Here is a 2,257-nt window from a genome sequence, read left to right on the forward strand (position 1 = left end):
CGCGCCCCCGGCCCCTGCGCCCGTCGCGCCCGTCGCGCCCGCCGTGGCGATCGCGTCGGCGGTAGCTGTGGTCGGGGTGGCCTACGGTTCGATGGCGTCAGCCGCAGGCCTTCCCTCGTGGTTGGTCGTCCTCGCCGCCGTCCTCGTGCTCGGCGCATCCTCCGAGCTGGTGTTCGTCGGCGTGATCGCGTCGGGCGGCCTGCCCTGGATCGCGGTCTGCGCAGCGCTCCTGGTGAATCTCCGGAACGGTGTCTACGGCTTCTCCGCATCGGCGTTTCTGCCCGGGCGGCGCGTCCCCCGACTGTTCTCGGCACACCTGGTCAACGACGAGAGCGTCGCCTTCGCCCTGGCCCAGCCGCACCCGGCGCGACGCCTCCCCGCGTTCCGCGTGGTCGGGGTCGCCATCCTGATCGCGTGGCCCCTCGGCGCGGCGATCGGCGTCCTCCTCGGATACGTCCTGCCCAACCCCAGCCGTCTCGGACTGGATGCGGCGTTCCCCGCGGTCTTCGTCGCGATCCTCCTCGCCAGCGTCACCCGTCGCACCGCTGTCCCCGCCGCTGCAGGAGCGACCCTCGCCGCGGCCGCCACCCCGTTCGTGGCCGCCGGAGTGGCCCCCGTCCTGGGACTGATCGGCCTGCTCACGGCTGTGCGGAAGCGGGGACACCGTGTCTGACGTGACTCTTGTCCTCGCGGTGCTCGCCCTCGCCGCCGGCACCTACGCCGTGAGACTGGGTGGGGTCCATTTCGGAGGCTCGCGCCTCTCCCTGCGCCTCCAGCACTGGGGCGATCCCGCGGTGATCGTGCTGATCGCCGGTGTCGCCGCTACCGCGACCCTCTTCGACGGGCAGTCGTTCGCCGGGTGGGCTCGCGTCGCCGGCGTAACCACGGCTGCCGTCCTGGCGGCGATGCGGGTGCCGCTGGTCGTGGTGGTCGTCGCAGCCGCCGGGGTGGCCGCCTCCGCGAGAGCGCTGGGTATCGACTAGACCGGCACACCTCGTCGTCGTCCTCTCGCTCGCACCCGCGGCCGGCGAGCACTGTCGATCCGACCGCTCCGAACCGCCCCCGCCGATCCGCTCCCGTGGCGCCACCAGAGTCCTATGGTTCGAGTACCCCCTCACGCACTTCCCCTCCAGAGAGTCCTTGCCATGACAACGCAGACCATCAACGTCCCTCACCTGGGCGGATCGACCATCGGCTACAGGTTCGCCCGTGAGTACGACCCCGCCCTGCCCACGCTGGTGATGATCAACTCGTTCACCACCTCGGTCGAGCTGTACCGGCCGCAGTTCGCCGACGAGCAACTCGCGTCGCGGATGAACCTGCTGGCGATCGAGCCCTACGGCCACGGGGAGACCCGCGCCCGCTACCGGCACTTCACCTACTGGGATAGCGCGATCGCCGCCCTGCAGGTGCTCGACGCCCTGGGGATCTCCAAGGCGTTCGCCCTCGGTACCTCGCAGGGCGGGTGGATCGCCACCCGCATGGCGTTGCTCAACCCCGGCGCGGTCGAGGGCATCATCATCTGCGGCACCTCCATGGATTACGAGAGCCCGGCCAGTATGGAACGCGGCTGCTGGAACGGCTCCGAGTTCTGCAGCCCCGCCATCGAGGCGCTCGCCGAGCCCGTCGGCGAGGACTGGGTGGTGGACGACGACTTCGTGGTGGCGGTACTCGGTGCCGGCCTCGGCGAGAACGTCTCCGACGCCGAGCGTGACTTCTGGATCCAGACCTATCGCATTAACTATCGACGAGACGAGGGTCGGCGGCGCCTGCGCACCAGCTCCATCAACCTCCGCGACCGCGACGGCCTGGAGGCACGGTTGAGCGACGTGCACTGCCCTGTGCTCTGGCTGCAGGGCACCGCCGACCAGGTGTACTCGGTGGCCAACGCCGAAGACGGCATCGCCCGGTTCACCGGCTCCCTGTCCGCCACGCTGCAGATCGTCGAGGGCGGCCAGCACTTCCTCACCGCCTCCGACCCCGAGGTCGCGGACGCCGCCACCCTCGCCTTTGTGGAGCAGTGGTCCTGAGGCCGGTCCGACCGGCACGACAGGGCGGGACGCTGCCCGGCCGGCGCCCCCGCTCTCTGCTCGATCCAGCCGCGCGGGTAGATTCCGTCAGCGCATTCGTCGTCGTCCCTCAGGCCCGCACCCGCGGCAACAGCACCCGGAACGTCGCACCCCGGCCGGCGGCGGTCTCCACGCCGACCGACCCGCCGTGCGCCTCCACCAGCGACCGCACGATCGCCAGCCCGAGC

The 2,257-nt window shown here is 71.2% G+C and carries 4 protein-coding genes; 3 read left to right on the top strand and 1 reads right to left on the bottom strand.

All coding sequences use genetic code 11. From position 1 onward, the window contains the following. From G6020_RS12065 to G6020_RS12075, 3 genes are all read left to right on the top strand, one after another. Positions 1-673: AzlC family ABC transporter permease (locus G6020_RS12065; RefSeq protein ID WP_194306124.1), on the top strand; the 673-nt coding region annotated here is incomplete at its 5' end. Between the two features lies 1 nt (position 674). Beyond that, positions 675-983, top strand: a complete 309-nt coding sequence (locus tag G6020_RS12070) for an AzlD domain-containing protein (protein WP_182610799.1) — start codon at positions 675-677, stop codon at positions 981-983. A 162-nt stretch (positions 984-1,145) separates the two neighbouring features. Then, the gene (locus tag G6020_RS12075) at positions 1,146-2,030 is read left to right on the top strand and encodes an alpha/beta hydrolase (protein ID WP_182610800.1); all 885 of its coding nucleotides are present in this window, start codon (positions 1,146-1,148) and stop codon (positions 2,028-2,030) included. Between the two features lie 109 nt (positions 2,031-2,139). On the opposite strand, the gene G6020_RS12080 is transcribed toward G6020_RS12075, so the two are convergent. After that, the coding region (locus G6020_RS12080) for an ATP-binding protein (protein WP_182610801.1) at positions 2,140-2,257 on the bottom strand (118 nt) is incomplete at its 5' end.

The organism is Dietzia sp. B19, from assembly GCF_014145155.1.
Taxonomy (GTDB): domain Bacteria; phylum Actinomycetota; class Actinomycetes; order Mycobacteriales; family Mycobacteriaceae; genus Dietzia; species Dietzia natronolimnaea.